The 26889-nt window shown below is 44.7% G+C and carries 33 protein-coding genes; 10 read left to right on the top strand and 23 right to left on the bottom strand.

Annotated features, from left to right (window positions below):
- Nucleotides 1-63: 63 nt before the first annotated feature.
- The 4 genes from KH172YL63_RS06360 to KH172YL63_RS06345 form a co-directional block, all read right to left on the bottom strand.
- Entirely contained in the window at nucleotides 64-2049 is a 1986-nt protein-coding gene (locus KH172YL63_RS06360; RefSeq protein WP_173105316.1) for a TRAP transporter permease, read from the bottom strand.
- Nucleotides 2036-2557 carry a DUF1850 domain-containing protein gene (locus KH172YL63_RS06355; protein ID WP_173105315.1) on the bottom strand — a complete coding sequence of 174 codons (522 nt, stop codon included), beginning with the start codon at nucleotides 2555-2557 and terminating at the stop codon, nucleotides 2036-2038. Before KH172YL63_RS06355 ends, KH172YL63_RS06360 begins: the two co-directional genes overlap by 14 nt.
- Before the next feature lie 107 nt (nucleotides 2558-2664).
- On the bottom strand, nucleotides 2665-3657 hold the full coding sequence (locus KH172YL63_RS06350) for a TAXI family TRAP transporter solute-binding subunit (RefSeq protein ID WP_173105314.1): 993 nt from the start codon (nucleotides 3655-3657) through the stop codon (nucleotides 2665-2667).
- A 315-nt stretch (nucleotides 3658-3972) separates the two neighbouring features.
- Nucleotides 3973-4527, bottom strand: a complete 555-nt coding sequence (locus KH172YL63_RS06345; protein WP_173105313.1) for a phosphatidylglycerophosphatase A family protein — start codon at nucleotides 4525-4527, stop codon at nucleotides 3973-3975.
- Nucleotides 4528-4681: 154 nt separating this feature from the next.
- Between KH172YL63_RS06345 and KH172YL63_RS06340 the strand changes: the two genes are divergently transcribed.
- From KH172YL63_RS06340 to KH172YL63_RS06325, 4 genes are all read left to right on the top strand, one after another.
- Complete coding sequence (locus KH172YL63_RS06340; RefSeq protein ID WP_173105312.1) at nucleotides 4682-5407, top strand: alpha/beta hydrolase; 726 nt, start codon at nucleotides 4682-4684, stop codon at nucleotides 5405-5407.
- Between the two features lie 468 nt (nucleotides 5408-5875).
- On the top strand, nucleotides 5876-6394 hold the full coding sequence (locus KH172YL63_RS06335) for a YjcG family protein (protein ID WP_173105311.1): 519 nt from the start codon (nucleotides 5876-5878) through the stop codon (nucleotides 6392-6394).
- Nucleotides 6395-6397: 3 nt separating this feature from the next.
- Nucleotides 6398-6820: a GNAT family N-acetyltransferase gene (locus KH172YL63_RS06330; RefSeq protein ID WP_173105310.1), complete on the top strand. Its 423-nt coding sequence runs from the start codon at nucleotides 6398-6400 to the stop codon at nucleotides 6818-6820.
- Between the two features lie 120 nt (nucleotides 6821-6940).
- Nucleotides 6941-7618: a DUF421 domain-containing protein gene (locus KH172YL63_RS06325; protein ID WP_173105309.1), complete on the top strand. Its 678-nt coding sequence runs from the start codon at nucleotides 6941-6943 to the stop codon at nucleotides 7616-7618.
- On the opposite strand, the gene KH172YL63_RS06320 is transcribed toward KH172YL63_RS06325, so the two are convergent.
- From KH172YL63_RS06320 to KH172YL63_RS06275, 10 genes are all read right to left on the bottom strand, one after another.
- Nucleotides 7615-8508: an MBL fold metallo-hydrolase gene (locus tag KH172YL63_RS06320; RefSeq protein WP_173105308.1), complete on the bottom strand. Its 894-nt coding sequence runs from the start codon at nucleotides 8506-8508 to the stop codon at nucleotides 7615-7617. The genes KH172YL63_RS06325 and KH172YL63_RS06320 overlap by 4 nt on opposite strands.
- Before the next feature lie 27 nt (nucleotides 8509-8535).
- Complete coding sequence (locus tag KH172YL63_RS06315) at nucleotides 8536-8805, bottom strand: hypothetical protein (RefSeq protein ID WP_173105307.1); 270 nt, start codon at nucleotides 8803-8805, stop codon at nucleotides 8536-8538.
- Between the two features lie 163 nt (nucleotides 8806-8968).
- Nucleotides 8969-9229 (bottom strand): sporulation-specific transcription regulator SpoVIF, encoded by a 261-nt coding sequence (locus KH172YL63_RS06310; protein WP_138777187.1) that lies wholly within the window; start codon nucleotides 9227-9229, stop codon nucleotides 8969-8971.
- Between the two features lie 194 nt (nucleotides 9230-9423).
- On the bottom strand, nucleotides 9424-9546 hold the full coding sequence (locus tag KH172YL63_RS06305; RefSeq protein ID WP_173105306.1) for a YjcZ family sporulation protein: 123 nt from the start codon (nucleotides 9544-9546) through the stop codon (nucleotides 9424-9426).
- Nucleotides 9547-9626: 80 nt separating this feature from the next.
- Entirely contained in the window at nucleotides 9627-10319 is a 693-nt protein-coding gene (locus KH172YL63_RS06300; RefSeq protein WP_173105305.1) for a DUF421 domain-containing protein, read from the bottom strand.
- A gap of 15 nt (nucleotides 10320-10334) precedes the next feature.
- Nucleotides 10335-10691, bottom strand: a complete 357-nt coding sequence (spoVAE, locus tag KH172YL63_RS06295) for a stage V sporulation protein AE (RefSeq protein WP_173105304.1) — start codon at nucleotides 10689-10691, stop codon at nucleotides 10335-10337.
- A 19-nt stretch (nucleotides 10692-10710) separates the two neighbouring features.
- Entirely contained in the window at nucleotides 10711-11727 is a 1017-nt protein-coding gene (gene spoVAD, locus KH172YL63_RS06290) for a stage V sporulation protein AD (protein ID WP_173105303.1), read from the bottom strand.
- Complete coding sequence (spoVAC, locus tag KH172YL63_RS06285; protein WP_173105302.1) at nucleotides 11727-12197, bottom strand: stage V sporulation protein AC; 471 nt, start codon at nucleotides 12195-12197, stop codon at nucleotides 11727-11729. Before spoVAC ends, spoVAD begins: the two co-directional genes overlap by 1 nt.
- 12 nt (nucleotides 12198-12209) lie before the next feature.
- Nucleotides 12210-12677 (bottom strand): sporulation protein, encoded by a 468-nt coding sequence (locus KH172YL63_RS06280; RefSeq protein WP_173105301.1) that lies wholly within the window; start codon nucleotides 12675-12677, stop codon nucleotides 12210-12212.
- Between the two features lie 263 nt (nucleotides 12678-12940).
- Entirely contained in the window at nucleotides 12941-13297 is a 357-nt protein-coding gene (locus KH172YL63_RS06275) for a DUF1360 domain-containing protein (protein WP_173105300.1), read from the bottom strand.
- A 135-nt stretch (nucleotides 13298-13432) separates the two neighbouring features.
- On the opposite strand from KH172YL63_RS06275, the gene KH172YL63_RS06270 reads away from it, so the two are divergent.
- Nucleotides 13433-13924 carry a CotY/CotZ family spore coat protein gene (locus tag KH172YL63_RS06270; RefSeq protein WP_173105299.1) on the top strand — a complete coding sequence of 164 codons (492 nt, stop codon included), beginning with the start codon at nucleotides 13433-13435 and terminating at the stop codon, nucleotides 13922-13924.
- A 50-nt stretch (nucleotides 13925-13974) separates the two neighbouring features.
- Here the strand turns inward: KH172YL63_RS06270 and KH172YL63_RS06265 are convergent, their stop codons facing one another.
- From KH172YL63_RS06265 to mgtE, 5 genes are all read right to left on the bottom strand, one after another.
- On the bottom strand, nucleotides 13975-14454 hold the full coding sequence (locus tag KH172YL63_RS06265) for a CotO family spore coat protein (protein ID WP_173105298.1): 480 nt from the start codon (nucleotides 14452-14454) through the stop codon (nucleotides 13975-13977).
- 131 nt (nucleotides 14455-14585) lie between these two features.
- The gene (gene fabI, locus KH172YL63_RS06260; RefSeq protein WP_173105297.1) at nucleotides 14586-15362 is read right to left on the bottom strand and encodes an enoyl-ACP reductase FabI; all 777 of its coding nucleotides are present in this window, start codon (nucleotides 15360-15362) and stop codon (nucleotides 14586-14588) included.
- Between the two features lie 80 nt (nucleotides 15363-15442).
- Nucleotides 15443-15922: a DinB family protein gene (locus tag KH172YL63_RS06255; protein WP_173105296.1), complete on the bottom strand. Its 480-nt coding sequence runs from the start codon at nucleotides 15920-15922 to the stop codon at nucleotides 15443-15445.
- A 111-nt stretch (nucleotides 15923-16033) separates the two neighbouring features.
- A complete protein-coding gene (locus KH172YL63_RS06250) occupies nucleotides 16034-17896 on the bottom strand; it encodes a monovalent cation:proton antiporter family protein (RefSeq protein WP_173105295.1) in 1863 nt (620 codons plus the stop codon).
- Between the two features lie 20 nt (nucleotides 17897-17916).
- Nucleotides 17917-19260 carry a magnesium transporter gene (mgtE, locus tag KH172YL63_RS06245; protein ID WP_232066185.1) on the bottom strand — a complete coding sequence of 448 codons (1344 nt, stop codon included), beginning with the start codon at nucleotides 19258-19260 and terminating at the stop codon, nucleotides 17917-17919.
- Nucleotides 19261-19977: 717 nt separating this feature from the next.
- Between mgtE and prpE the strand changes: the two genes are divergently transcribed.
- Nucleotides 19978-20712, top strand: a complete 735-nt coding sequence (prpE, locus tag KH172YL63_RS06240; protein WP_173105293.1) for a bis(5'-nucleosyl)-tetraphosphatase PrpE — start codon at nucleotides 19978-19980, stop codon at nucleotides 20710-20712.
- Between the two features lie 164 nt (nucleotides 20713-20876).
- Here prpE and KH172YL63_RS06235 read toward each other — a convergent pair whose 3' ends face one another.
- The 4 genes from KH172YL63_RS06235 to KH172YL63_RS06220 are packed head-to-tail and all read right to left on the bottom strand — an operon-like array spanning nucleotide 20877 to nucleotide 23664.
- Nucleotides 20877-21773, bottom strand: a complete 897-nt coding sequence (locus KH172YL63_RS06235; protein WP_173108075.1) for an RluA family pseudouridine synthase — start codon at nucleotides 21771-21773, stop codon at nucleotides 20877-20879.
- Between the two features lie 10 nt (nucleotides 21774-21783).
- Entirely contained in the window at nucleotides 21784-22581 is a 798-nt protein-coding gene (locus tag KH172YL63_RS06230) for an NAD kinase (RefSeq protein ID WP_173105292.1), read from the bottom strand.
- A 34-nt stretch (nucleotides 22582-22615) separates the two neighbouring features.
- On the bottom strand, nucleotides 22616-23263 hold the full coding sequence (locus tag KH172YL63_RS06225) for a GTP diphosphokinase (protein ID WP_173105291.1): 648 nt from the start codon (nucleotides 23261-23263) through the stop codon (nucleotides 22616-22618).
- 26 nt (nucleotides 23264-23289) lie between these two features.
- The gene (locus KH172YL63_RS06220) at nucleotides 23290-23664 is read right to left on the bottom strand and encodes a UPF0738 family protein (RefSeq protein WP_173105290.1); all 375 of its coding nucleotides are present in this window, start codon (nucleotides 23662-23664) and stop codon (nucleotides 23290-23292) included.
- Nucleotides 23665-23793: 129 nt separating this feature from the next.
- Between KH172YL63_RS06220 and KH172YL63_RS06215 the strand changes: the two genes are divergently transcribed.
- The 4 genes from KH172YL63_RS06215 to KH172YL63_RS06200 all read left to right on the top strand — a co-directional run bounded on the left by KH172YL63_RS06215 (nucleotide 23794) and on the right by KH172YL63_RS06200 (nucleotide 26610).
- Nucleotides 23794-24375 carry a CYTH domain-containing protein gene (locus KH172YL63_RS06215; protein WP_173105289.1) on the top strand — a complete coding sequence of 194 codons (582 nt, stop codon included), beginning with the start codon at nucleotides 23794-23796 and terminating at the stop codon, nucleotides 24373-24375.
- 51 nt (nucleotides 24376-24426) lie between these two features.
- A complete protein-coding gene (locus tag KH172YL63_RS06210) occupies nucleotides 24427-25068 on the top strand; it encodes a lytic transglycosylase domain-containing protein (protein WP_173105288.1) in 642 nt (213 codons plus the stop codon).
- 290 nt (nucleotides 25069-25358) lie between these two features.
- Complete coding sequence (locus KH172YL63_RS06205; protein WP_173105287.1) at nucleotides 25359-25754, top strand: globin domain-containing protein; 396 nt, start codon at nucleotides 25359-25361, stop codon at nucleotides 25752-25754.
- Nucleotides 25741-26610, top strand: coding sequence for a ClpXP adapter SpxH family protein (locus KH172YL63_RS06200; RefSeq protein WP_197747088.1), 870 nt, complete (start codon nucleotides 25741-25743; stop codon nucleotides 26608-26610). Before KH172YL63_RS06205 ends, KH172YL63_RS06200 begins: the two co-directional genes overlap by 14 nt.
- Nucleotides 26611-26889 lie beyond the last annotated feature (279 nt).

The raw sequence follows: 26889 nt of genomic DNA, 5'->3' as shown, positions 1-26889 counted from the left end.
CAAGATATGGGCATATCATGAAAAGGGACTGAAATCCCCAATGGATTTCAGTCCCTTTTTGATTTATGCAGTTACTTTGGAAGGTGTTTTATCTTCTCTCTTAATGAAGAATTGAAGTGCAAGCATCACACCGAATAATACCAATCCAATGATATCCGACATTCCTTCAGGATAGATCAGAAGCAGTCCTGTGGCTACGCAAAGGAAACGTTCGATGATTGTCACCCTTCGGAACCAATATCCGATCATTCCTGCACCGATCGCCATCATACCGGTGACGGCGGTAAAGACTACCCAAAGGAGCCTTGGAATCGTCGTATCAATCATCAATAACTCCGGAGACAGAACGAACATATACGGAATGATGAAGGCTGCAATCGCCAATTTAGCTGAATTGACCCCTGTCCGTATCGGTTCTCCACCGGATACCCCTGCGGCTGCGAATGCTGCAAGCGCAACTGGAGGGGTAATATCGGCAATGATTCCGAAATAGAAGACGAAAAGATGGGCTGCAAGTTCAGGTGCCCCCAACAAAATGATCGCAGGTGCAGCGATGGTGGATGTGATGACATAGTTCGCTGTCGTCGGTGATCCCATCCCAAGCACGATCGATGCAATCATCGTAAATACCAACGTGAGGATCAGCTTGCCCTGAGTTGAATTTGTCAGATCGGCTGCAAGGTCAACCAACCCGTTCGCAAGGGTCAGTCCGAGGCCCGTCTTTGTCACTACTCCGACAATGATTCCTGCAGCTGCTGTTGCCACCGCGACAGACAATGCTGTCCGCGCGCCATCCACAAGCGCATCCACTGCGTCCCTGAATCCGATTCTTGTGTCTTTTCTTATGGAACTGATAACAATCGTTGCAACGATTGACCAGAGGGCAGCACGCATGACGCTCATCCCGCTTACCAATAAGATGATGACCGTCAGAATCGGAAGAAGAAGGTATATCTTCTTGAACACTTCTTTACGGTCAGGCATTTCTTCATCTGACAGTCCGCGAAGACCGATGCGCTTCGCTTCAAAGTGAGTCATGATCCAGATACCCGTGAAATATAGGATTGCAGGGATGGTCGCCGCCTTGGCAATATCCCAATAGGAAATCCCGCCAATGAACTCAACCATCAGGAAGGCAGCAGCCCCCATGATCGGCGGCATCAGCTGTCCACCGGTAGATGCGGCAGCTTCCACGCCGCCGGCAAACTCTTTACGGTATCCGAGTTTTTTCATCATCGGGATCGTAAAGGAACCGGATGTTACAACGTTCGCGACCGAACTTCCAGAAATCGTCCCCTGGAGCGCACTTGAGAAGATTGCCACTTTCGCCGGTCCTCCGACGCGCTTCCCTGCGATCGACACAGCCAGGTCATTGAAATATTGACCGACCCCGGTCTTTACGAGGAAAGCACCAAATAGTAAGAATAAGAAAATGAAGGTTGCTGACACGTATAGAGGTGTCCCAAGGATCCCTTCACTTGTGAAGAACATCGTCTTGACGATATCATCCCAATCGTATCCCCGGTGGGCAAGAAAGCCCGGCATCAATCTTCCATAATACATATAAAGGATGAATGCTGAGGCAATGATTGTGATCGGCAAACCGACGGCACGGCGCGTGGCCTCGAGCACGAGGATCATCGCGGCAAACCCGACATAGAAATCCAGTGACGTCATCAAGCCCACTCTGTTGACAATATCGTCCTGCATGAGCGGCCAATATGCCCCGATGCCGACCGAAATGAGAGAAAGCACGATATCGTACCAGGCGATTTTATTCTTCTTCAGATTAATCTTCCGGGCTGGGAAAAGTAAAAACACCAATGATAGTGCAAATCCTAAATGGATCGATAATAACAATTGCCTCGGAATGAATTGAAAAATGGATGCCACTAATTGGAATAAAGAAAATGCTAACAATCCAAAAAAGATGATCCATTTGAATATCCCGTTATGGAATTTTCTCGTGGAAGATTCAGGATCGTATTTTTCAAGTAACTCTTGTTGTTGCTCTGCAGTCAATGATTCAAACTCTTTATCTTTCTCCAACTACAGTCACTCCTTTCCACTGTTCATATAATGATTGATTCTTTACTTGAAGACGAACGACTGATCCTTTATCAAAATAGTCCGCTAAAGGATACGCATGCCGGTCAACCACGAGCCGGTGATTTGCGACAACCTGTCCGATCCGTATATCAATGTAAGGAAACTCATTTGTCATATTAGAAATAAGATATTTACCTTCCTCCGTCACCTCAAATTTTTCATTTCCTGCAGCGTCAGACGGCATGCCGATTGCAGTATCTTCGTACAGCAAAGCGGTTTGTTGGATATCATTTCCCACTGTCTGCCGGTAATACTCCTCTACTTCAGATAAATGAATGGAGTGGGTGTATCGAACAGAAAATGAATGATTGTCAGGAAGACGGAAGAGGACAGCCTCTCCTTCTCCATTCACCGGCTCGATGACCAAAAACGAGCGGAGCGGCACAAACACAAAACCTGCAGTGAGGCATAAAAGGAAAAGCCCCGCTAAAAATCGATTTCTTTTCATGTTAAATTCCTCTTTTTTCAACCGATCCAGCTCTGTAGAACTTGAATCAAAACAAAAGAATAGACCGTTATAAGCGGCCTATCCTTTCGTCCATCTGCTGGTGCTGTCTATTCCATTGAAATTCCTTTTTCATCAAAATATTTCTTTGCACCAGGATGTAATTCGATGCCCATACCTTTCAGTCCATCTTCAGCTTTGATGATTTTCCCTTTGGCGTGGGTGATTTTATCTGTGTTTTCGAAAATGGCTTTCGTTACATCATAAATGACGTCTTCAGGAAGGTCGGCGCTTGTAACAAGCATTGCACGGACGGCAACGGTTGTCACCGCATCTTCCACTTTACTGTACGTACCTGCAGGGATTTCATCCTCTGCGTAGTAAGGGTATTTCTCGATCAGTTCAGAGATCTTTCCTGCTTCAACCGGAACGATCGCGATATCTTCAGTTGCAGCAAGTCCTTCGACAGCTCCTGTCGGCGTACCTGAAGTGATGAACGCTGCATCGATCGTGCCGTCCTGAAGACCCGTCGTGGAATCATCAAATGAAAGGTTGCGTGCCTGCAAGTCCTCTAATGTGATACCGTGAACCTCAAGGATCTGCTTCGCATTCAATAGTGTACCTGATCCGGCTTCTCCTACTGATACGACTTTCCCCTTAAGATCTTCGACAGACTTGATACCAGAGTCTTTCGTCGTTACGATCTGGATTGTTTCAGGATAAAGAGTTGCGATACCACGTGCGTTTTCGACTTTATTATCACTGAACATCTCAGTTCCCTCAGATGCATATGACGCGATATCTGTTTGTGTAAAAGCGATTTCAGTTTTTCCGTCTTTAATGGCCGCCATATTTTCAGCAGATGCACCGGATGTAGAAGCATTTGATTTGATGCCTGTTTCATCTTTGATGATGTTAGCAAATGTACCGCCTAACGGGTAATATGTACCGCCTGTTCCACCTGTAGCAATCCCGATGAAGTCAACCTCTTTGTTGCCTTCACCATCAGATGAACCGCCACCTGATCCGCCGCCGCAGGCAGCGAGGATGACAGATAGAACGAGAAGTAATGCAGTGCTTAGAAATAAACTGCGTTTTTTCATATTCTGTTTCCCCCTATACAATTTTTAAACTTTAACGAAATAATTGTAACACAGACTGTAACAATCTTGTCAAATCTAATACATAAACTTTTAGCAATTTTCATAAAAAACCCTCAACTCACTTCGCTATTGACGCACCAGCCTTAATACCCTTCCTCTCAACCATTTCCAGAATGAAGCAGAATGTATGCAAAATGTATAAAACGTTTTCATTGTACTGTTTCGACATCCTTTTATGACGCATATTTGTCCACATAAAAAAGACTGAAGATGAATGATTCATCTTCAGTCTCACTGTTATATAGCAGAATGGTGTTAACCTATCAGCTCTTCATCCTCAAATTTCATTTTATCTTCTTCGCTAATATTTTCTTCCCGGTCCCGCAGGCTGTGCGCGATCCTTGATGATGCATTGGCGGCAATGCTTGCAATAATATCATCAAGGAACGTGTGTACACCTTCTCCATTTTTCGTATCCAATTCACGGATGATCCCGATTTTATTCTTGTCCAGATGACCGAATGTCGTCACCGCAATGCTTCCATATCCAAGGGCAGCACCCAATGCGATCGTCTCATCCACCCCAAACAACCCTTCGTCCGTTTCCACAATCGATTGCAACGGTTCTGAAAGTTTCTTTTGTTCAGCAAGCTGATCCAGCTCGACCCCGACAAGGATTGCATGTTGGATTTCTCTTTTCAGCAGAACTTTTTTTACACTCTCCACACAATCTTCCATCATCAAATCCTGATTGTATGGAAATTGCATTTCATACACGATATCGGCTATGTCCTCTATCGTTACCCCTCTATCTTTCAGCTTTTGTAATGCAGCTTTGGTTACATCTTTTGAATGAACAGGTTTATTCATGCCTCTACCCCTTTCTAGTCAATCCTGTTATGTATAGAAAAGTATACCATTCTTTTGATATTCCGTATTGCAATTCGGTTTACGGAATTATTGGGGAGAATATGATACAATTCTCCTGTAAACGTTAACACAGTGAATATAGGAGGCCAATATCATGACAATCGCAAGAGGAACCGTAAACGAATTAAACCTCTATAGCAAAGAATTAAATGAAGAGATCAAGATGCTCGTATACCTGCCGGCAACTTTTTCTCCACTATATAAATATTCTCTTTTGATCACACAGGATGGAAAAGATTATTTTCAACTGGGGAGGATCCCCCGCATCGCAGATGAACTCCTCGGGAACAGAGAAATCGAGAACATGATTATCGTCGGGGTGCCTTATAAAGATGTGGAAGACCGCAGAAGGAAATATCACCCCCACGGTGAGGAAAATGATGCTTATATCCGTTTCCTCGCACATGAATTGGTGCCATATCTTGATGAACATTATCCAACTTATCATATGGGAATGGGCCGGGCACTTGCAGGGGATTCACTCGGTGCGACAGTTTCGCTCATGACCGCATTGAAATATCCCAATACGTTCGGTAAAGTGATCCTTCAATCTCCGTTCGTCAATGATAAAGTGCTCGAAGCAGTGGACTCTTTCACACAACCTCATCTGCTCAGCATCTATCATGTCATCGGCAAACAGGAAACCGAAGTGACAACGACAGACGGAAAGGTCAAAGACTTCCTGGAGCCAAACCGGCAGCTCCATGAGTCTTTCGAACAGAAAAGCTTCTCAACCTTCTATGATGAATTCGACGGGGATCATACATGGAAGCATTGGCAGCCCGATTTAAAAAGGGCGCTGAAGATGATGTTCAGCTGAATCGATGAAACCGGAACATCGGCCTATCAGCCAAAGAGCAATCTGAACGAGTAAATCGTTCGGGTTGTTCTTTTTTAAAAGCTCTTTTCGAATAGATTGTTGCTATAATTAGACGTTAATGTGAGCATCTTCGGTAATTTGATACTGTAGAATGAAAAACTTGCCGTAGCAATGAATCGAGTTCAATGTACTTTATTGACGTTGATCACTACTATTCAGAAGATGAATAAGTAGTTAATCCAATGTATTTTTGGTATTTATCTTCGTTGGTTGATTCTCGCTGCAGATGCTCGACTCCTGCGGGAACTGAAGAAAGGGAATACACACCGAATTTGACTGTACGTCTTGAAAGTGAAGGGATTTCGTTATCTCACATCCTCTCTTTCATTCGCCCTATATTAAATTTTTGAAAAATTTGCTATACTGAACATATGAAAAAGATAGTGAAATAGAGGAGGATTGAAGGAAATGAATTATGGAATCGTCATTTTCCCATCGAAAAAGCTACAAGATATCGCAAACTCGTATAGGAAACGTTATGACCCTCATTATGCGCTGGTTCCGCCTCATTTGACTTTGAAGAACGTCTTCAGTGCAGATGATGATCAAATCAAAGAAATTGCAGATAAATTATCGGTCATTTCCAAGAAATATGACCCATTCAATCTTAAAGTATATAAAGTAAGTTCATTTCAACCGGTGAATAACGTCATCTATTTCAAGGTCGAAGGGAAGCCTGAGCTTCAAGGGCTGCACGACGACATGCACTGCCAGGACTTCATGGGAGATGAACCTGAGTTTGCTTTTGTCCCACACATCACGATTGCCCAGAAGCTTTCAAATGATGAACACTCGGATATTTTCGGCTCTCTCAGCATGCTTGGTATCAATCATGAAGAAACGGTTGACCGCTTTCACCTTCTCTATCAATTGGAAAATGGTTCATGGACCGTCTACGAAACATTCCGTCTCGGAAAGGAAGAGTAAGCAGTGATCGTAGAAGTAGCCAAGACAGAAGAACAGATTCAAGAAGTATTCAACATCCGAAAAATGGTTTTTGTCGAAGAACAGCAGGTTCCCCTGGAAGAGGAAATCGACGGCTTTGAAAAAGCTTCCACTCATTTCGTCCTGTACGACCAGGGTCAAGCAGCGGGAGCCGGCCGCTTCCGCATCCTTGATGGTGCCGGGAAGGTCGAAAGGATTTGCATCCTGAGAGACCTCCGGGGAAAAGGGGCCGGCCGGGCATTGATGCTCGCAATAGAGGACCATGCCAGGGAGCAGGGCTTATCTACGTTGAAATTAAATGCCCAAACATACGCCATTCCATTTTACACAGGTTTGGGGTACGACGTATCGTCTAAAGAATTTCTGGACGCAGGCATCCCCCATAAATCAATGATAAAGCATATATGAAAAGAACCGGAGATCCCTTTACCAAATGAGGGTTCCCGGTTCTTTTTTTGTTGTTTCCCTTATCGTATATTCACCCTTCTTATGGTCGATAATGGGTATTGTATGGAAAGGGGGAGCACCATGGAAATCAAGTCCATCGTCGTCGAGCTCGTTGTTGGATATTTCGCACTGCTTCTGTTGACGAAAATCCTTGGAAAAACGCAAATCACTCAAATTTCCGCATTCGATTTCATATCTGCATTGATTCTTGGTGAGCTTGTTGGGAACTCCCTCTATGACGAGGAAGTAACGGTGGTACCTATCCTGGCAGCCATCACCATTTGGGGAAGTTTGATTTATCTCACTGAATACTTCACACAGAAATCAAGACGGTTCCGCCATATGTTCGAGGGGACCCCTTCATTGGTCATAAATAAAGGCAAAATAAATTTTGATGAACTAAAGAAAAATAACCTTGATCTGAATCAGCTTCAGCACCTTCTTCGGGCGAAAGATATATTCTCGGTCAGGGAGTGTGAATATGCCCTGCTTGAATCGAACGGAACATTGAGCGTCATTCGAAAGCCCCTTTATGAGATGGTGCAGCGCCAGGATCTCCAGCTGCCATTAAAGGCTGCCTCCCTTCCGCTGTCATTGATTGTCGACGGCGAAATTGTATACGATAACCTCACACTGGCAGGTCAAGAGGACAGATGGTTAATGGAGGAAATCAAAAAACAAGGCTTTCAATCTTATCAAGATGTGATGTATGCAGAGTGGGAAGATGGAGAAAGCTTGTTGGTGCAAGGATATGACTAAGGCCGGATGAGCCATTCGTTGCCTTCTACAGTAAATGAGAGGCGGTTTTGGCGTTCAAGGCTCGTCAAATAAGCTGTAACAGACGTCCTGAACAATAGCCATTGCCCGACTGAAGGAACATGAATGTCATGAATATCCAAATACTTCTTCATGATCTGTTCAAAGGGACGCCCCTCAGGACGATCAGCCACCAAATTGAAGAGTGTGTCCAGCCTTTCTTTATGTAAGTCGATATTTGCCTGGACGGTTGGATAAAAATTTTCCTCATACGGACCATGGCCAGGTATCGCTCCTTTGCACCGGATGTGAAGGAGCTTTTCCAATGATTGAAGCGTCTGATCTGCATCCACTATAAAGGGGATGACATGCTTCTTTAACGTATCTGTCCCAAAATAGCCGTCGGCGGCATACAGGATGCCATCATATAAAACACCAATCTGCCCATATGAATGACCGGGTAAATCAATGACCTGGAGACAAAACGGCCCTATTCTTTGATCACCCTCCACGACCTCTTCATCCACTTCTACAGCTTGACCTTCGAGAAATTTATTTCGCAGTTCCTTTATCGGTTCCGCTCCATTGAATAAGTAAACAGGCTCAAGGATTGGATTTTCCATGATTGCTTTTTCAATTTTGGGAGCGAAAATCTTCACACCCCATTTATCCCTGAGATGGCGGGCACCGCCAAAATGATCTGCATGGGCATGGGTGACGAGACAATAATCCAAGGGCAATCCTTCTTCGGATAAAATCTTCGTTGCCTTCTTCGCTGCTGACGCGTCCAACCCGGAGTCGATGAGGAGACCCCTTCCATCTTTCATACAATAGCCGATTGTCACGGCCCCGGTAAATGCAAAGCAATGTTCAGTGAATCTTTGAAGTTTCAATTGAATACCTCCAATAAAATCTATTCACTATACATATTCGTTAAACAACCTCCCTTTTCCTGTAAACTCTGCTATGACGCTTGAAGGGACAGAAGCTTGAGAGAACGGACGGAATGGGGCTTTTTCTTCTGAAGCATGTGCTTGCTGACCGGAGTCTTCTGAATGGGTTTCTAATTTATTTTTTAACGGCTGAACGGGGTGGATCGGGTAGAAGCTAAATGGGTTTTTTTCAACCTTCATTTCTCTTTCTTGATACTGCTTATACTGATGATGGGGAATCGGGGCAATGTATCCCATAAATATGACCTCCTTAATAAGTAGATACCCTTTATGGATCAAATGAAAACGCTGCGGTGAAAAGTCTGCCGACTGATGAGAATTACATAAAAAAGAAGGGGAATTAACATAAAATACGTGTCGGCACGCTTTTTTATGTCCATCGCCCTTCTGGATTTTCATATTATTTTTTCCCTTTGTTCAGCATGTTGGAGATGGTCCCAAAATCCAATTGCTTCCCGTCATTGATGATCGACTGGACGATCTTATCTTCCATTTCTTTATTCACCGGTTTATTTGCGATTTTTGACACACGTTTGATGACACTTCTGACGGTCGCTTCGTCTTTAAAGTTTGCATTTTGCAGTGAATTCGCAAGCTCTAACACTTCATTCATGTTTACGCCTGTCTTCTTCTCTAAATTCTTAAAAAAGTTGTTATTCATTTCATCACGCCTCCCTTTAACTATCATCATCATATGTAAAAAAACCGGGAGCGTGATTGAAAAGGTAACATATACCCCGTCCTCTCCAGACGTTGGGAGATCCGCCGTGATCCGGGCGAAGGATTCATTGTCAGGAAGGAAAAACAAAAAGACAAAATCCCTTTTCTTTCGGATTCTGCCTTTTGTACCCCTTTCTAACAGAAGCTAGCTCCAACGATGATCAAAAGAATGAAAAGCACGACGATTAATACGAAAGTTGATCCATATCCTCCTGTGCCATAACCACAACATCCACCGTATCCATATCCGTAAGGCATGTTAATATCACCTCTCTTTTACCTTTAGTCTTTACTAACATATGTATAGAGGGTGGATTACGTATGGGCTTTTCGTTATTTTATTGTGTGTTTGTCCAATTATAAAGATCAAAGGTCAGGTTTCCTTCACAGTCCAGCTGGGCCAAAAAGATCGATTCGACCTTCAGGTGACGCTTGTCGACCTCTTTTTTTAACCACTTCACTGGGAACCCTACTTCATTCAAAGCTTTAAGATCAATCTTGCCGTCTGTGATCACCGCCTGGGGTGCAGTTGATCTGTCGGAATCACCCAGGAGATCTTCGCGGATGAGCGGTCTTTTTTCTTTTTTCAAAAGCACGCTTAAATCCCCATTGGTATCAAGGGACGCAAACTCTACATCGGCTGCACGGAACACATCTTTTTTCCTTAATTGCTCAAGCAGCTCATCAACCGAATATTTCTCTTTCTTTAATGCCTTCTCATCAATATTCCCATCCTGGATAAAAACGGTAGGCTCCCCTTCTGCAAATCGTCTGAATCTGATGCTTTTCAACGAAAGAATGGAAAAGATCAGTGGAAATGAGAACCATAGCAGGATACTCATCAGCCCTTCGCCCAGTGGCAGCCCCCGGTCCATTGAGAGTGTACCGGCAATGCTCCCTACCGTGATGCCGGTAATGTATTCAAAAAAGGAAAGCTTTGACAGCTGTTTTTTCCCCAATAACTTTGTGATGGCGAACAGTGAAAGAAGGATGAATACACTCCTTAATGCCACTTGTATATATTCAGGCATATAATGTCACCTCTATTATCCCTTAGGTTTAAACAGGAGCGCACCAATGAAGCCGAAAATGATGGCTGATGATATCCCTGAACTCGTCACTTCAAACATCCCGGTAAGAACACCGATTACACCGTGCTCTTCAGCTTCCTGCATGGCACCATTCACGAGGGCATTACCGAAGCTCGTGATTGGGATTGTGGCACCTGCTCCGGCGAAGTCAATAAGCGGCTCATATAATCCGAGGCCGGAAAGAACCGCTCCTGATACAACCAACAAACTTAATGTATGACCGGGCGTTAACTTTGCGACATCAAACAATAATTGCCCGATCACGCAGATGATCCCCCCGATGGTGAAGGCCCAAAAGAACATAGCTAACATAGCTTTTCCTCCCTTCCTCTTATAAATATTCTATGGAGCACGCATGGGCGATACACGGGATGGATTCCCCCTGTTGAAACGTCAATGGGGACAGCAGTGCGCCAGTTGCAATCACCAAAATGCGTTGATATGTGCCTTTCTTCATTTCGTTCAAGAGATGCCCATAAAGAACCGTTGCGGAACAACCAGGTCCGCTCGCACCAGACTGAACCGGCTGATTCTCCCCATAAATGAGCATCCCGCAATCTTGAAACTGCTGATCTGTCAGTGTATACCCTTTTTCCTTCAGCATTTCAAATGCAGTATTCCTCCCTATTTTGGCAAGGTCTCCGGTAATGATCAGGTCATAGTAGGATGGATCCCTGCCCAGATCTTGAAAGTGACCGATGATCGTATCGACGGCAGCAGGTGCCATCGCGCCCCCCATATTGAAAGGATCTTTCAGCCCCATATCCATCACTTTTCCAATCGTGGCGGCTGTGATTCGTGGGGCTGGATCGTTTAGGAGAGATCCTTCCCCGACCACCGCATACCCTGCTCCTGTCACGGTCCATTGGGCGGTTGGAGGTTTTTGTCCCCCGTATTCAGTTGGATAACGGAACTGCTTCTCGGTTGCGGCGTTATGACTCGAAGCCCCTGTCACTACGCGATGGGCCCCGTGATAGTTGACCAGGAAAGCGGAGAGAGCCAGTCCTTCCATCGAGGTGGAGCACGCTCCGAACAGACCAAAGTAGGCAATCCCATTCGTCCTTGCCGCAAAGCTGGACGGTGTGATTTGATTGATCAGGTCCCCGGTCAGGAAGAATTGAATGTCACCGTTCTTCAGTGCCTGTTTCTCAAGGGCAATCGCCACTGCATCTTCTATTAATGTACGGTTGGCTTTCTCGTACGTATCCTGGCCCATCCACAAATCATCGTAAAACTGATCAAAATCGGCAGACAGATTCCCTTTTTTCTCAAATGGCCCGCCTACGACTCCGGTCGACAATATGGCCGGGCGGGACGGAAATACCCAAGACCTTGAACCCTGAAGCATTAAACCACCCCCAATTGAATGAGTATTGTTTTGATTAACGCAACGACAAAGGCAGAGAACACCCCGAACACAATGACGGAGCCCGCCAGTTTGAAGATATTCCCGCCGACACCAAGGACCAGTCCCTCTGTGCGATGCTCGATTGCGGCAGAAATCACCGCATTGCCGAAGCCAGTAACCGGCACCGCACTACCTGCCCCTCCGAATTGTCCGATATGGTCATAGACACCGAAGCCCGTCAACAGCATCGCAAGAAACACCATGGTGGCAACGGTTGGATTTCCTGCGGTCTGCTCTGTAAAATTAAAGAAATAAATATACATATACGTTACAGCCTGCCCGATCAAACAAATAAAGCCGCCGACAAAGAAAGCTTTGATCACGTTTTTTAACAGCGGCCGCTTTGTTTCATATCGTTTTTCCAATTGTTCATATTTTTTCTGCTCGGGTGTTTTAGTACTTTTCCCCACATAACATTCCTCCTACGTTTTTTCCTTCTGAAGCTTTACGATTTTACTGAACTGTTTTTCAGCATCCTTGTCTGAAATGCTTCCGTTTTTAATCTTTTCTTTTAAGCGGATTGTTTCCAGGAATATTTTATAATCGCTTGATAAGATGAAGTTTTCATCCGGATATTTATTTTCTAGGTATGAATCCATTTTCTTTTCGATTTTTTTCATTTTGAACCGGTGCAGATGCTTTACTTTGTACACGACGAGTGTTTCTTTCTTCCCCTGAATGACTGCCACATCATAGAGCTCTTTCATTTTCGAGATTTCCCGTTTGATGGCATGCCCATAGCTGTCGGTCTCAGGATTCTCCACCAATTCAATGGGTGGCGGATCGGTTTTCTTCATTAACGCGATCTTGCTGTCATTTCCATCTTCCTTATTGGCACAGCCCATTAACAGGAGCAGAGCAGCGCCGATGATCACCGTATGTTTATTCATCTTGTATCCCTCTTTTTCTTGTACTCATCCTTTATTTTTTTCATAAAGTCATTTTTTATGAAAAAAAGACTGCCCAATTTGAGCAGTCTCAGCTTTTTTTCACTTTTGATCCACATCCGCATCCCTTTTTCTTCGTGGATGAGTTTCCTTGTTTCTTTGTATTTGCAGAGGTATTCTTCACTTTGCATTTCCTCCTTTACCCTCTCTCCCTTCTTAGTATATGTGAAGAAATGCCAGCTTGTTTCCACCATTTACCTAGAGCATCACTCTGATTTCCAACTTTGTACGGCCGCTTCAAATACTGCGGCAATCCCGGCAACAGCCAAAATGGCAATGAGGGGGTGAAAATATAATGGAAGGAACCAATATCCACCATATAAAAAGACAGACACCCAAATACCTGTACACCAATAGCAGGATAATAATTCAGCGATAAACCCGGTCAGCCCGCCTTTTTTCGGGATAAGATAGACCGCTTCCTCCCCATCGTCCTCCACGACTGTCTGCTCATTAAAAAAAGGTGCCCGTAAAAATTCAGTGATTTTATCAAAGACAATCAGATGGGTCAGACGAAAGATGGCCAACCCCAATGCAATAAGTTCTACCCAAGTCAGTTGCAATGAAAAAGACTCCCTTCGATTTTCAAATTGTCCAAGCCCAAATTTTCAAAAGAGGGCAGATGTCCGTTACCTAATTGCCTATCTGACAATATGTTAGTAATGTAAATGAAATTCATTTTAAGGAGGAACTTCTATATGGGTTGCGGAAGAGATAAAAGTTCAAAAGGTTGCGTATGTCAAGCCGTCCGTGCTATTAAAGATATCCAAGATGCAGCAAACCAGGAATGTAACGATTGTAAAAACGATTGTTTCCTTGAGCCACTAGGCTCTATGGTGAGTCCTACTAATCGTCTGAATACTCGTATCTTCAAATTGTATCTTAAAAATGGCGAGACATTCAAAGCGCACATCAAAGGATGCCCTTGGAAATCACCATTTTTCCGGGTAAAAGAAGTATTCGATAACTGCTGTGCTACACTTCAAGTGTTAAAACCTGACTATGCAGAAAGCACTGGATCCACTTCATCCACTTCAAGTTCAAGTTCAAGCACCGGGTCGGATATGGACTCAATGGGCAACAACACAGAGTGGGTATTCACAGACGAATGTATCACAGTCGACCTTGACTGCTTCTGTGCGATTCAATGCATCAAAGACGTACACGTTTTCCTTGAGTGCGAAGAATAGTGCCTGCAATACTTTAAAAAAGCCAGCCGGGTTTCCCGCCTGGCTCCTTTTTATTGCAGTCCGATCATCTTGATGGTTTGAATGCCACGCTTTTCCATGGGCACCTCTTCACCATGAAAGCTCTTAATGATGATGTCGTTACCCTCATCATTGACAATGACACCCTTGACCGTCACTTCTCCATTGGAAAACTCGCATGGAAATGGGACTTTTCCTGAGATGCTCGCTGAAATGTATGCTAATTTTTCTTCTATCGTCAAGTCTCTGAAAGGTTTCAGTCTTTGAAATGATGAAGCTGCCGTTTTCCTTTCCTGGACCTTTGGAGCGGGCTGCCCCGCTTCCGACTTTTCCTGGACTGGCCTGTGCATGTCGGCTGTTGTTTCATGTACAGGTGCAGACGGAGCACTTCTGGACTCCGGCTTCTTTTTGGAAGAGCGGTAGGTCACTTGCATATTCCCTTTCACTGATTCCAATGAAGGCTGGTTTATATAAAGCAAAGGCTCTTTCCCTTCTTTGTTCATCGTACTCAATGTTGACACCTCCTGATTGTTCTCCACTTTTATATGTATGCAATCAGCGCCCAGGGGTTTCTTCTTTATGGAAACTTTCGTGCACAAAAAAACGGCTGCAAGAATGATTTCTCGCAGCCGTCTTTCATTATTTATCCTAATACATGATAGCCGGAATCCACATGGAGGTTTTCACCAGTGATACCTCTTGAGTAATCGCTGAACAGGAATACAGCCGTATCTCCCACTTCTTCCTGTGTCGTATTGCGGCGAAGCGGTGCACGTTCTTCGATTTCTTTCAGGATGCTGTTAAAGTCACCCACTCCTTTGGCGGAAAGTGTGCGGATCGGTCCAGCCGAAATGGCATTGACCCGGATCCCGTGTTTACCAAGGTCGCTGGCAAGATATTTCACACTGGCTTCAAGTGAAGCTTTCGCCACACCCATCACATTGTAATTCTGCATGACTCTCTCTCCGCCAAGATATGTCATGGAAACGATGCTGCCACCTTCAGTCATCAGGTCTTTTGCAACCTTCGCGACTGCAGTCAATGAGTATGAGCTGATATTGTGGGCAAGCAGGAATCCGTCTCTCGTCGTGTTCATATAATCCCCGGCGAGTTCTTCCTTGTTGGCAAAGGCGATGCAGTGTGCAAGACCATGGATGACACCGACCTCTTCTTTGATCGCAGCGAAGCATTTTTCAATATCTTCATCGCTTGTCACATCGCACGGAAGCACGATTGAGTCTTCTCCGCGTTCCAATGTTCCTGCAAGATCACGGACACCTTTCTCAAAACGCTCACCGGCATATGTAAAGATCAAACGGGCACCTGATTGATGCAAGGAACGTGCAATCCCCCAAGCGATGCTCCGCTTATTCGCGACTCCCATCACGACAAATGTTTTACCTTCTAATGAAAGAGTCATATTCATCCTCCTAATTTATACATGTTATTAGTACCTGATACTAATTCTACATCAAACTCTTCCAAAAGAAAAGAATATTCCTACAGCCTCTTTTTTACGTCTTCAATTTGCAGCAGATGACGTTTCTCATGCTTGCCAAGGAGTTCGAACACCTGCCAGATCGGCATCTTCCCGAAACGGTGATGATGCATGGATTTGTTCTTAAGACCCTCATGTGAATATTTCTCCAGGAAACGGGTGGTCATAGCCCGGGATCGCTCCAGCGCCATTAATAATTCTTCTTTGCTTTTAGGGTCCTCCGGCGGATCGATCGGTGCTTTTAATTTTTGTGAAAGGTCCTCAAAGACGGAGAGGTCCACGTCTTCCCCTGCCTCACCTTCCTGCTCTGCCGCTTCAAGGGCAAGAGTCATGAAGCGGGTCTCGGCCCCTGCCAGATGAAGGATGATCTGGGCGATGCTCCATTCCCCTTGTGCAGGTTTTGAATTGAGTTGCTCATAGGATAAATCCATGAAGCTTTCTTTTATATTGTTCCTGATTTGCTCGATATTTTTTTCCCACATATTTTTGACCTCCTAAATTTACTCACCTATTAGTTATTTGAGAGAAAGGGACCCTATTCCTTCATAAAAATAAAACTTCCCAGGAAAAATTCCCGGGAAGTTCTTTTTGCATCAGCAATATTCACAGAATTCAAGCTCACGTTTCAATTCATCCACATACTCTTTGGAACCTGTGACAATTAAACGGTCATTCATATGAAGCTCTGTATCCCCATGGGGGACGATGGAGTCTTTCCCCCTGAAGATCCGTACAAAGATGACGTCTCCAGTGAACGGGAACTTCCGCAATGTCATCCCTTCAAATTGACTGTTCAACATGCGGATCTCGTATAGGGATGTTTCCTGGTTCGTCAGGATATTCATGACTGACGGCGATTCAATGAGGGCACGCAACAATGCCTTCGTTGATAAGAACACAGAATAAACCTCTATATCCTGATCACGGAGCGTTTCATGCAGATCGGGACTCTCCACCCTCACGATGACACGATTGACGCCATATTCCTTCGCCGAGACGGCAAGTGTTGCATTCACTTCTTCATCGCCGGTTGAAATGACGATGATATCTGATTGGAAGATACCCTTCTCTTCTAGCGTCTTCAGCTCATAATCATCGATTTCATTGATGGTAAACAGGGAATCTGCAATGCTCCGGTCCGATTTATCCTGTTTCGTATGATATAGGACAGGTTCGTACAGAGAAGAATGGAGCTCCCTTGATACAGGCATCGTTAACTGATTTGCCCCTAGGAAGGTAATTTTCAGCTTCTTCTCTTTTGCACTTTCCCTCGGGAACAGCTTTTTAAAGAAAATTGGTGTGATGATGCACGTGATCACCGCGACTAGGATAAGTGTTCCACTCATTTGCGGCGTGATCATTCCGATTCTTTCAGCGATCTTCGCCGCTGCAATCACAAGCGATAGCGTCGATGTCAGCAGGAAGGCTGAGGCAATCGTCGTTTTCGTATCATACCAGAATCTCAGGATATACACCGGTATGACTTTCGAAATCAAGAAGGCCAGCAGCAAAAATGGAATGAGCAACAGCATCTTCTTATCGCTGAGCAGAGAACCTAAATCAAGTTCGACACCGATCATCACGAAGAAAATCGGGATCAAAAAGCCGTATCCGAACGAATCGAGCTTATGGACCATTTCCTGGTTCGGTGCAAGCAGGGATACGAGCACACCTGCAAGGAACGCACCAAGGATGTTTTCAGCCCCAACCGTCTCAGAAACGGCCACCAACAAGATGATGAGCGTAAACACTGCACGGGTACCGATCTGGACCGTTCCTGTAGACAAACTTTTGATGAACGGGTTGTTCTTCAATCTCTTCGCAAGGAAGTATAAGAGAAGGCCAACACCGAACAGGATCAACAGGAGCCACATATTTCCGTGCCCTTCTCCGTATAGGGAAACGAATACAGCCAATAAGATCATTGTAACAAGGTCCGCAATAACGGCCACGAGCAGGATGATCTGGCCGATCGCCGTTTTCATGATATGCGCTTCTTTCAATGTAGGGACCACGACGCCAAGGGAAATCGTCGAAATGATCAACGTCATGAGGAATGCATTATCAATCAGCCCAAACAGGACAAATAAATAAGAAAGACCGAGTGAAACGAAGAATATTCCGATGAAGATGATGATCGCCAATTTCAAGCGATTCGGCTCTTCCTTTCCATTCGCCATGATCTCTTTCTTTTTATTGCCCCCTGAAAAGGCGGTGAAATCAATTTCCAATCCACTCAGGAACATCAGGAAAATAAAGCCCAGTGTGGACAACGTCTCAAGCCACATGTCTTGATGTACGAGATTAAATCCGCTTTTTCCGATTACCAATCCCATGATGATTTCCGCAATCACGACGGGAATAAAATTCAACTTAAAACGATGTAGCAAAATGGGAGTCAAAAAAGCTACTAAGATAACAATGACCAGTGATGCAACGGATGCATGCTGTTCCATTATACCTCCCCCTCTTCTCTCTATATTAGGTAATTCATAAATAATGTAGCCAAGCCAAAATAAATGAGGATACTGATGATATCATTTATCGTAGTAATGAAAGGCCCGGAAGCAACTGCAGGATCCACTTTTAGCTTGTGCATAAGTAAGGGGACCAATGTACCGGCAAGCGTTGCAACAAAAAGGGATACCAACACGGAAATCCCCACAAGGAGCCCGAGGAAAAATTCACCTTTCCATACATACACGACGATACTTACCACAACGCCGCATGTCGTACCCGTGATGAGCCCTGTACCCGCTTCACGGATGACAAGGGACATTTTGTTTTCCTTCTCCAGATCCCCTGTCGCAATCCCCCTGACTGCGACTGCCAGTGCCTGCGTCCCAGTGTTTCCGGCCATTCCGGCGATCAGGGGGATGAACACGGCCAGAATTGCGACTTTATCCAGCGTATCTTCAAATCTTCCGATCAGGCTCGCCGTAAACATGCCAAGGAACAAAAGGGCAATCAACCATGGAAGCCGCTTTTTCGCTGCATTAAAAGGACTGCGGTCGATTGAATCGAGATCCGCGATACCTGCAAGCTTGGAGTAATCATCAGAAGCCTCTTCTTCCATGACGTCCATAATATCATCGACCGTGATGATCCCCAGCAGATGCTGCTGAAAATCAACGACAGGCAGAGCGAGGAAGTCGTAATCTTTCATTTGTCTTGCAACCGCCTCCTGGTCTTCGCTGACCCCGACAGCCATGACACGATCGCTCATGATTTCACCGATCATCACATCATCATGGCTGATGATGAGATCTCTCAAGGAAATGACCCCTACCAGCTTTTTATCATCATCTACAACATAGATGTAATAAATCGTTTCGGCATTCGGTGCTTCATTTTTCAGGATATACATCGCCGATCGCACCGTTTGATTCTTAGAAATGGCCACGAACTCGGTCGTCATGATACTACCGGCAGTGTACTCTTCATAATGGAGGAGTTCTTTAATTTCCTTCGCCGATTCATCGTCCATGATGGTCAAATAACTGACGACTTGATCTTTATCAAGTTCATTCAAGACATCCACTGCATCATCGGCATACATATTGGAAAGCATTTCAGCTGCATAGGTAGGATTCATCTCGGCTAGGATCCCTTGATAATCCTCTTCATCAATATCGAGATTTTCAAAAAGCTCCGCCATTTCTTCCGGGGAAAGATAATGATAGAGACGATTTCGTAAATCTTCATCTATTTTAGAGAAAAACTTTGCTTGATCATATGAGTGTAAATGGACAAATTCCGAACGAAATAAATCGAGATCTTCTTCATGAAGGGCTCTAATGAGAAGGTCTTCATCGTACATTTCTTTATCCTGCTTCTCTCTTTCCTTTTCTTGATCTTGAGTTACTTCAGACATTATATACGCCCTCCTTTTACTCCTGAATTGTATATAGTCGTAATAATACTAGCAAATCTTGATGGGAATGTCTCTTATGAATTTCGGTATGTATGATTTAGAAAACGATCACAAAGCCCATCTGTTGCTGTTTCAGTGCATCGCTTTATTTAACAGTTTATCTCAATCCCAAGGTGGCATACTGAATAGTAGCTCTTTCTTGATGAAAGACTGAAACATTAATATGTCATAAATGGCGGGAAAAGAAAAGGAAAATGCATGACTGAGGCTGGGAAGAATGTTGCCTGTGGCAGCATATGATTTTCTTTTCCATTCAAGCAGGTGCATAGACGAGGAAAACCGCTGAGATTGGTAGTTACGCAATAAAGTCCGAAAGTTGCGCAATCAACGGGGAAAGTTACGCAATGAAGTGGAGAAGTTGCGCAATAACCTTTAATAGTTACGCAATCCAGCTTCCAGTGGACAGATATAATTGTAAAAATTCATTTTATATATTTTTTTAAATCTTCAATCGGAGAAAATTCTCAACTTAGCAGCCTTAAATAAAAAAATATGCAGCCAGTGATTGATTCTTAATAAAGATTTACGCTATTCCTAGGTGCTGTAACACATAGGAACATGAGCATGTTGCTCCATCATTTCAATTCAGAAAGAAGGTACAAGATGAAAATTGATATCATCGGCGATGTGCACGGTTGCTATAAAGAGCTGAAGGATTTGACGGTCAAGCTCGGTTACGATTGGTCTGGCGGACTGCCTGTCCATCCTGAAGGACGTATCCTTGGTTTTGTCGGAGACTTGACCGACCGGGGACACCACTCTTTAAAAACCATCTCCACTGTGTTCTCCCTTTATCAAAAGGGTTCTGTTTTTTATGTCCCCGGCAATCATTGCAATAAGCTCTACCGTTACTTTTTGGGAAACAACGTGAAGATCCTTCACGGCTTGGAAACGACTGTAGCAGAACTGGCCGCCCTTCCGCAAAGCGAGAGGGACCGTTACCGGGATATGTTCATCGAATTATATGAGGGTTCTCCTCTCTATCATATACTTGATCATGGGAAACTCATCATCGCACATGCAGGCATCAGGGAGGATTTGATCGGCATGAAGAACAACCGTGTTAAAACGTTCGTCTTATATGGAGACATTACAGGAGAAACGAACGAAGACGGCACACCTGTACGTAAAGATTGGGCACTTGATTACAAGGGTGAGCCATGGATTGTGTACGGTCACACACCGGTGCAGGAACCACGTATCGTCAATAACACAGCCAATATCGATACAGGCGCAGTATTCGGCGGGAAATTGACTGCATTCAGATACCCTGAGGCGGAAATGGTCAGCGTCCCTTCACAAATGCCCTTTGTCGGGGAGAAATTCCGGGTGTTTTGATTGAGCTGGGGAGATCACCTTTTCGGGAACTCTACATGAGAAACAGCTACCAGCTTTCTTCCCTCCTGTCAGATGAACCATCCATCTACCAAAAAATCCGAACGTATCCGATTTCAGAAATGAAGTCGAATGATCGTTCGGATTTATACTTGTTCAATATTTTTTTACATACATGTTTGCTTCTCAAGGACATCACGCATATCATCAGGCATGGCAGCTTCGATAATGGTCCATTCTTTTTTGACAGGATGGAAAAAAGAAAGCTTTTTGCAATGAAGCGCCTGCCGCTTGATCAGCGCCAATGAGCCTCCATAAAGATCATCACCTGCGAGGGGATGCTGAATGAAAGACATATGTACTCGGATCTGATGGGTCCGGCCGGTTTCTAGGTTCAACTCAATGTGGGCGAACCGGGGAAACTGCTTCATCACTCTATAATAGGTCAGTGCGTATTTACCGGTTTCACTCACTTCACGTTCGATGATACTGGTCTCTTTTCTGGCTATCGGCTCCTCGATCATGCCCTCTTCCTTCTCCAGCACTCCTTCGACAAAGGCTTCATAGGAACGCTTGATTTCCCTGCCCTTTTGTTGAAGGCTGAATAAATGATGGACATGGCGATGTTTTGCGATCAATACAAGACCAGACGTGTCTTTATCCAAACGGGTGACAATATGAACCGTGGAACGGATATCCTTTCGCCGGTAATACCCCAGGATGGCGTTCGCAAGGCTCCCTGTCGGCTCGTCCTTCGTGGGGATCGTTTTCATCCCCCATGGTTTGTCCACAACGAGCACGTCATCATCTTCATACAGGACCGGGAGACGGATTTCTTCCGCCTTCAGTGATTCGCTTTCTTTTTCTTTAGGGAAGCGGACAGTGAGGACATCTCCGCCTGACAAAGGATGCCGCACATTTTCTTCTTTACCGTTGAGTGTGATACAACCGCCCTCAAATTTTACTGCCGTGAGGGTTCGTTTTGAAATCTGCTGATCGATGAGGAATTCCCTCATCAGCTTTCCTTCATATGAAGCAGGAATGATCCATTCCAATGTATACATTTTTCCTGGATCACTCATCTGCGACAAAGGAGTCATGCACCCGTTTCCAGAAAGGGAATGGACGGAAGCGGGCAAACCGGATCTTCTCATCTGCGACACGGTACTGGATGCTTTTCACATCTTTATGAAGCAGGGAGAGATGATCGATCGTCACAAGGAAATCGGGACCGTTCACGGGTTTTAACATGCATGTATGATGGGCTGGCAGGATCAGCGGTGAACCGATGGTCCTGAACACCCGGTTATTGATCGATGCCATCTCTGCGAATTGGATGGCCGGTAGTGACGGATGGATGATCGCTCCACCCAGTGCCTTATTATAGGCTGTACTTCCAGACGGTGTAGAAAGACAGAGCCCGTCTCCCCTGAACCTTTCAAAATGCTGCCCCCTGATTTCCACGTCCATGACCAGGGTGCCTTCCACACTTTTCACCGTTGATTCATTCAGGGCAAGATACCGGGTTTCCTTTCCTCCGTGACGGTAGCGGATGATTGTTTCGAGTAAAGGATATTCGATGATCTGATAAGGCGTTTTGGCGATGGCGATGACCAGCTTCTCAATCTCTTCAGGCACCCAGTCCGCATAAAAGCCCAAATGCCCCGTATGTACGCCGACAAAGGCCGTTTTATCAAGCCGTGACCTGTATCGGTGGAATGCGTAAAGAAGCGTACCGTCCCCGCCTACGGAAATGACGATATCCGGTTGGTCATCATCGTACACAAGATTGAAATCCTGGAGATAGGTTCTCATTTTGTGCATCAGCGTATTGGATTTCGAATCACCTTTTGATGTTATCGCGAACTTCATTCGTTTACCCCCTTCGAATCATTGCTGTTTTCAGTTAATTGTTATCACTTTTCACCCGCTGGTCCTTTTCTTTCTTATGGGTGAAGACGGCTTGGGCCTCCTGGATTTCTTCCCGGATCAAGCTCATCTCTTCATCCAGTCTGAATGCCGCTTCCGCTGCGCTTTGCAGGCGGAGGCGGATTTGTTCCGGGATCTGGCCGCTGTACTTGTAATTCAGGGAGTGTTCGATCGTGGCCCAGAAATTCATCGACAGCGTACGAATCTGTATTTCAACCAGTATATTTTTTTCCCCATAAATCGTTTGGACCGGATATTCTATCACCACATGATAAGATCGATATCCGCTTTGTTTCTTACACGTCACATAGTCTCTTTCCTCGACGATGTGAAAGTCTTTTCTGGCACGGAGCTTTTCGACGACCACATGTATATCCTCTACGAATTGACACATCATCCTCAATCCAGCGATATCCTGAAGCTCGGCCCCTATATTTGATAACTTGATTCCCTTCTGATTGGCTTTATCAAGTATGCTTGCAATGGGCTTCACCCTGCCGGTCACGAATTCTATGGGAGAATGGATGTTGTGAAGTTCATATTCTCCCCTCATCCCTTTGAGCTTAATCTTCAATTCATCTACGGCCTGCTTGTAGGGAGCTAAAAATTGTTCCCAATGATTCATTCCCCTCACCTCTTTATGTCACGTGACTATTTTCCCAGAAACACACTCTCTACCTTTTTAACCATTTCGTCACCGTAGTTCCCATTTCCTTCTATGTTATCTACAAGATAGTCCAGCTCATCCGTGAATGAGTCGAGCTCCAACTTATTCTCGCCGCCTTTCGCGATGACGGCTGCCTTGTCACTCAAAGCTGTCTTCAATTGTGGCCACAGGGACTCATCAAGATACAGATAAATGTATTCATCTTCTTTTTCAGCAAGGTATACGAAAGCATACTGATCAGAATCTGCTATGATCTGTCCGGCTGCTGACGCACCATCCAGGAGATCGGCCTGGTCCGTATGTAAGTATAATGCACCATTTTCATATGTTGTGTGTTGAAATTGAACTATTTTCCTCATGCTTTTATTCATCCTTCCATTAAACAATCAGTTTCATTTTAACATAGAACACCCATTTCATCTAAATATTGAAGTTCCCATGTATTCAAGAGATAATAGGAGGAAGATGCAAGGAAAGGAATGCATGTTATGGCACAGGAAATCGAAATTGAATTTAAGAATCTGGTGACGGAAGAGGAATTCTTATTATTGACCGACCATTTCCACATAAGCGAAGAGAATTTCATCTCCCAGGATAATCACTATTTTGATACAGTAGACTTTCAACTGAAGAATAAACACTCCGCCCTGCGGATCAGACAAAAAGACGGTACCTATACGTTGACTTTAAAAACGCCATTGAAAGAAGACCTCCTTGAAACGCACCAGCCCCTATCCAAAGAGGAAGCCGTCTCACTTCTGGCCGGGGGTACTTTCCCTCAAGGGGAGGTAACAGAAGCCCTTCAGTCCATGGAGATCAACTGTGATGCACTCGAGCTCTTCGGGACGCTGACGACCACCAGGGCTGAAATCGATTATAAGGAAGGCCTTCTCGTTTTTGACAAAAGCTCCTACTTAGGGAAAGAAGATTTCGAACTTGAGTATGAAGCGAAAGAAAGGAAATCGGGAGAAGCCGCATTCCGGGAGCTGTTGAAGCAATTAAATATCCCAATGAGAAAAACCGATAACAAAATCAAACGGTTCTATATGGAAAAATTCAAACAGCGTTGAACGCTGTCGATATAGTAAGGGAATACATTTTTTGAAAGAGGCGTTACATTCATGAATGTTCAGCAATTAAAAACGATGATGGAGCTTCAGGCACTCAACAGCCTGGGATCACTTTCTTCGGTTCAGCAGTCATCGGGACAATCCAGTGATTTATTTCAACAATTATTGAATCAGGCCATCTATTCGGGGCAGAACCCAGATTCATTGACTCAGGCACTTGGCTCGGTGAGGGACGCAATATCTTCTAAGTCATCCTTCTCTCCTGCGCAGGCCTTCACCGGTCTCACACATGTGAAGAGTACCGGAATGAATGCGCCCCAGGATACAGGGGAGATCGTCTCCCGTGCTGCAAAGCAGTATGGACTATCCGAGAAGCTGATCAACGCCGTCATCAAGCAGGAATCAAATTTCAATGCACAGGCTGTCAGCCCGGCAGGAGCATCCGGCCTCATGCAGCTCATGCCGAGTACTGCAAGGGGACTCGGTGTGAACAACATCTTTGATCCGGAAGAAAATGTATTTGCCGGAACCAAATATTTAAAACAAATGCTCGATAAATATAACGGAGATGTCCATCTGGCACTTGCAGCTTATAATGCAGGACCTGGAAACGTCGATAAATACAATGGCATACCACCGTTCAAGGAAACGACTGCTTATGTTAAAAAAGTGACAGACAGGTATTTCGCATGATATTCCAAAAAAATCCGAACGCATTCGAGTTCAGCTTCGAATGACCGTTCGGATTTTTTTATGCCCGATTCTGTGCAGTCAGTAAATTCCTTTCACCTGAATCCACCGGTCCATTAGACCCAGCCCCGGACGCCGGAAACGTATGATTTTACGGGTGAAAACGGGATAGGGAGCCCTAAAAAGGCTACACTAAATGGGGAAGCACGCGCTGCTGCAAGGCGATTTGTTTGAGATAAAGGGAAATGATTGCTAGAATGAACTTACAATCTAAGTATAAAGGAGTCATTCTTATGGTCGAGAAACCACAAATGCCTTATGATCTTATCGGCGAAAAGAACCTCTCCATGCTCGTTGACACTTTTTATGATAAAGTATCCAATCATCCGGAATTAGCGCCTATATTCCCGGATGATTTAACCGAGACCGCTCGAAAACAAAAACAATTCTTAACGCAATATTTAGGAGGGCCTGCTCTTTATACGGAAGAGCACGGGCATCCCATGCTGCGGGCAAGACACCTTCCATTTCCCATCACACAATCACGGGCAAAGGCCTGGTTAAGCTGTATGCATGAGGCGATGGATGAAGTCAATCTAGAGGGTCCAGTAAGGGATGACTTCTTTCACCGGCTTGTATTGACCGCCAATCATATGGTGAATACAGAACAGGGTCATGACGTTGACTAGAACAGACAGCTGGCATCACCTTAAAGGATGCGGACGGGATAAGAAACCCCTGGAAATATATATGTTTGTCGACCCTCTGTGTCCGGAATGTTGGGCGCTCGAACCGATACTGAAGAAATTGCATATTGAGTACGGCCAATATTTCCGGATCCGATATATATTAAGCGGACAGCTCGCATCCCTGAATCTCGCAACCAAGCGGAAACAGGAAGACCTTGCCCAGCAGTGGGATAAAACAGCCAGCCGTTCAGGTATGTCCTGCGACGGAAGTTTATGGATCGAGAATCCAATAGACTCACCATATATCGCTTCATTCGCGATCAAAGCGGCAGAGCTTCAAGGAAAGCATTCAGGCATCCGTTTCTTACGGTTCTTGCAGGAAAGATTATTCCTGCAGAAACAAGATATTTCAAATATCGAGGTCCTCAAGGAATGTGCCAGTGCGGCCAAGCTTGATCTCGGTGAATTCATGAATGATATCAACTCATCTTCTGCTTCCAAGGCGTTTCAGTGTGACGTGAAGATCACTTCTGAGATGGAAGTGGATGAAATCCCCACCCTCGTCTTCTTTAATGAGAATATTGAAGATGAAGGCTTGAAGATTACGGGACTGTATGGATATGAAGTATACGTTCATATCATTGAAGAAATGCTTGCGGCTAAGCCCGAGAAGCAGCCCTTGCCTCCGCTTGAGGTGTTCATGAAATATTATCGTGTAGTCGCTTCGAAGGAAATAGCCGTCGTATATGATTTATCGATTGAGGAAGTCGAGAAGCAAATGAAGAAGTGGACCCTTCAGCAAAAAGTGAAGAAGCTCCCTGCAAAGCACGGGACTTTTTGGAAATATCTTAATTGAACATTATATCAAAATAATAAAATGTCCGTATATACAAGAAAAGCCGATGTTGATGACAACATCGGTTTTTCAATACGAACAAAGGGGATGGGAGAAATTTTTCACGGTCAAACAAAGGGGTATATGTTTGCTTGTGATCAACTTCACACTGATAATATATCACTTATCCACTTGTATTGGCAAGTTGTTTGTATGGTATTTCACAATATTGTCAAAATCGAATCATGCAGCCGGCAGGACCTTCATATATATGGGAGTAAGACGACCATTGGAGGGAAT

Origin of the sequence: Bacillus sp. KH172YL63, assembly GCF_011398925.1 — a bacterium.
Lineage (GTDB): Bacteria > Bacillota > Bacilli > Bacillales > Bacillaceae_B > Rossellomorea.
Note: the sequence above shows the minus strand (reverse complement) of the source record. Positions and strands in the feature narration are given on the sequence as shown.

What these genes read in the sequence shown, in the direction of transcription:
- KH172YL63_RS06355 (WP_173105315.1), bottom strand. Translation starts at nt 2,557, where the DNA reads ATGAAAAGAAATCGATTTTTAGCGGGGCTTTTCCTTTTATGCCTCACT.
- KH172YL63_RS06350 (WP_173105314.1), bottom strand. Translation starts at nt 3,657, where the DNA reads ATGAAAAAACGCAGTTTATTTCTAAGCACTGCATTACTTCTCGTTCTA.
- KH172YL63_RS06345 (WP_173105313.1), bottom strand. Translation starts at nt 4,527, where the DNA reads ATGAATAAACCTGTTCATTCAAAAGATGTAACCAAAGCTGCATTACAA.
- KH172YL63_RS06340 (WP_173105312.1), top strand. Translation starts at nt 4,682, where the DNA reads ATGACAATCGCAAGAGGAACCGTAAACGAATTAAACCTCTATAGCAAA.
- KH172YL63_RS06335 (WP_173105311.1), top strand. Translation starts at nt 5,876, where the DNA reads ATGAATTATGGAATCGTCATTTTCCCATCGAAAAAGCTACAAGATATC.
- KH172YL63_RS06325 (WP_173105309.1), top strand. Translation starts at nt 6,941, where the DNA reads ATGGAAATCAAGTCCATCGTCGTCGAGCTCGTTGTTGGATATTTCGCA.
- KH172YL63_RS06315 (WP_173105307.1), bottom strand. Translation starts at nt 8,805, where the DNA reads ATGGGATACATTGCCCCGATTCCCCATCATCAGTATAAGCAGTATCAA.
- KH172YL63_RS06310 (WP_138777187.1), bottom strand. Translation starts at nt 9,229, where the DNA reads ATGAATAACAACTTTTTTAAGAATTTAGAGAAGAAGACAGGCGTAAAC.
- KH172YL63_RS06305 (WP_173105306.1), bottom strand. Translation starts at nt 9,546, where the DNA reads ATGCCTTACGGATATGGATACGGTGGATGTTGTGGTTATGGCACAGGA.
- KH172YL63_RS06300 (WP_173105305.1), bottom strand. Translation starts at nt 10,319, where the DNA reads ATGCCTGAATATATACAAGTGGCATTAAGGAGTGTATTCATCCTTCTT.
- spoVAE (WP_173105304.1), bottom strand. Translation starts at nt 10,691, where the DNA reads ATGTTAGCTATGTTCTTTTGGGCCTTCACCATCGGGGGGATCATCTGC.
- spoVAD (WP_173105303.1), bottom strand. Translation starts at nt 11,727, where the DNA reads ATGCTTCAGGGTTCAAGGTCTTGGGTATTTCCGTCCCGCCCGGCCATA.
- KH172YL63_RS06280 (WP_173105301.1), bottom strand. Translation starts at nt 12,677, where the DNA reads ATGAATAAACATACGGTGATCATCGGCGCTGCTCTGCTCCTGTTAATG.
- KH172YL63_RS06270 (WP_173105299.1), top strand. Translation starts at nt 13,433, where the DNA reads ATGGGTTGCGGAAGAGATAAAAGTTCAAAAGGTTGCGTATGTCAAGCC.
- fabI (WP_173105297.1), bottom strand. Translation starts at nt 15,362, where the DNA reads ATGACTCTTTCATTAGAAGGTAAAACATTTGTCGTGATGGGAGTCGCG.
- KH172YL63_RS06255 (WP_173105296.1), bottom strand. Translation starts at nt 15,922, where the DNA reads ATGTGGGAAAAAAATATCGAGCAAATCAGGAACAATATAAAAGAAAGC.
- KH172YL63_RS06250 (WP_173105295.1), bottom strand. Translation starts at nt 17,896, where the DNA reads ATGGAACAGCATGCATCCGTTGCATCACTGGTCATTGTTATCTTAGTA.
- mgtE (WP_232066185.1), bottom strand. Translation starts at nt 19,260, where the DNA reads ATGTACGATGAAGACCTTCTCATTAGAGCCCTTCATGAAGAAGATCTC.
- prpE (WP_173105293.1), top strand. Translation starts at nt 19,978, where the DNA reads ATGAAAATTGATATCATCGGCGATGTGCACGGTTGCTATAAAGAGCTG.
- KH172YL63_RS06235 (WP_173108075.1), bottom strand. Translation starts at nt 21,773, where the DNA reads ATGTATACATTGGAATGGATCATTCCTGCTTCATATGAAGGAAAGCTG.
- KH172YL63_RS06230 (WP_173105292.1), bottom strand. Translation starts at nt 22,581, where the DNA reads ATGAAGTTCGCGATAACATCAAAAGGTGATTCGAAATCCAATACGCTG.
- KH172YL63_RS06225 (WP_173105291.1), bottom strand. Translation starts at nt 23,263, where the DNA reads ATGAATCATTGGGAACAATTTTTAGCTCCCTACAAGCAGGCCGTAGAT.
- KH172YL63_RS06220 (WP_173105290.1), bottom strand. Translation starts at nt 23,664, where the DNA reads ATGAGGAAAATAGTTCAATTTCAACACACAACATATGAAAATGGTGCA.
- KH172YL63_RS06215 (WP_173105289.1), top strand. Translation starts at nt 23,794, where the DNA reads ATGGCACAGGAAATCGAAATTGAATTTAAGAATCTGGTGACGGAAGAG.
- KH172YL63_RS06210 (WP_173105288.1), top strand. Translation starts at nt 24,427, where the DNA reads ATGAATGTTCAGCAATTAAAAACGATGATGGAGCTTCAGGCACTCAAC.
- KH172YL63_RS06205 (WP_173105287.1), top strand. Translation starts at nt 25,359, where the DNA reads ATGGTCGAGAAACCACAAATGCCTTATGATCTTATCGGCGAAAAGAAC.
- KH172YL63_RS06200 (WP_197747088.1), top strand. Translation starts at nt 25,741, where the DNA reads ATGACGTTGACTAGAACAGACAGCTGGCATCACCTTAAAGGATGCGGA.